Annotated in this window: 1 protein-coding gene and 1 pseudogene; both read left to right on the plus strand. The window is 44.7% G+C overall.

Annotated features, from left to right (window positions below; translation table 11 throughout):
• A partial coding sequence (locus FTT91_RS14605; RefSeq protein ID WP_180169707.1) for a MobA/MobL family protein occupies positions 1-872 on the plus strand: 872 nt, incomplete at its 5' end.
• Positions 869-1122, plus strand: a pseudogene (locus FTT91_RS14610) (hypothetical protein); the annotation flags it as partial. The gene FTT91_RS14605 and the pseudogene FTT91_RS14610, both read left to right, overlap by 4 nt.

Raw genomic sequence — 1122 nt, forward strand, 5'->3', positions numbered from 1 at the left:
AACGTACAGGGCTGACGCATGACTTTACGAGAAAGGATGGAGTCGCCCATACCGAAATTGTGTCTAATCTCAATATTGAAATTGACCGCAGCCAACTTTGGAACTTGGCGGAACAGTCCGAAAACCGCAAAGATGCCCGAACCGCCAGAGAGTGGGTAATCGCCCTACCCGATGAATTAGACGCAGATCAACGTAAGGACTTGGCAAAAGCCTTTGCCACGGCCTTAGTTGATCGCTATGGCGTGATTGCAGACTTAGCCATCCACGAACCCAGCAAAGGCGGAAATGATAAGAACCATCACGCCCATATCATGCTTACCACCCGAAAGGCGGAATTAGACCCTGAAAACAATCTGACTCTGACCACAAAGGCAGAAATTGAACTCAGCAACGCCAAACGAAAAAGCCTTGGTATGGGTACAACCCAAGACGAAATTAAACAGATTCGGGAAACGTGGGCAAACCTTGCCAATCGTGCTTTGGAACGAGCAGGCATACAGGAAAAAATAGATCACCGCAGCTATGCCGATCAGAATAACGGACTACAAGCCACCATCCATGAAGGCACTAAAGTCACCCAATTACGCAGAAAAGGCATAGACACTGAAATCAGCCGTTTTAATGACAATGTGAAACAGCAGAACGCCCAACAGCTTGACCAACAGAAACAGCAGAAAGAGAGCGTTTTACAGCGTGGTTTAAACCGTGTCGATCAAGGTTTTGATCAATGGCAGAAGAACCAAGAAACCAAACGTCTAGAACTGGAACGCCAAGCGGAAATGAAACGACAGCAAGAATTAGATAAACAACGAGCCGAGCAAGCACTCCGCAAGGCATCTCAAAAACTAAGTAGAGGCGGAATGTCATTATGAGTAATCAAAATGATTTAGATGACCAGTTATATATTTTATTGGCATCCATGAAGGAATATCGAGAAGCCATAGCAGACGATAAGAAGCGATTAGAGCAGTTTTACAACCAAGTCGCTAGTGGAGTGCTAGACAAGGCTGAAAAATCGCTAGAAAACGCAAATAAGAAGCATACAGGTGCATTAAACAACAGTATTCAGGCATTAAACGAAGCTACAAACAGGCTCAACTTAAAACTTATCCTTATTTTTGC

Source organism: Acinetobacter sp. YH12021 (genome assembly GCF_013420145.1).
Taxonomy (GTDB): Bacteria; Pseudomonadota; Gammaproteobacteria; order Pseudomonadales; family Moraxellaceae; genus Acinetobacter; species Acinetobacter towneri.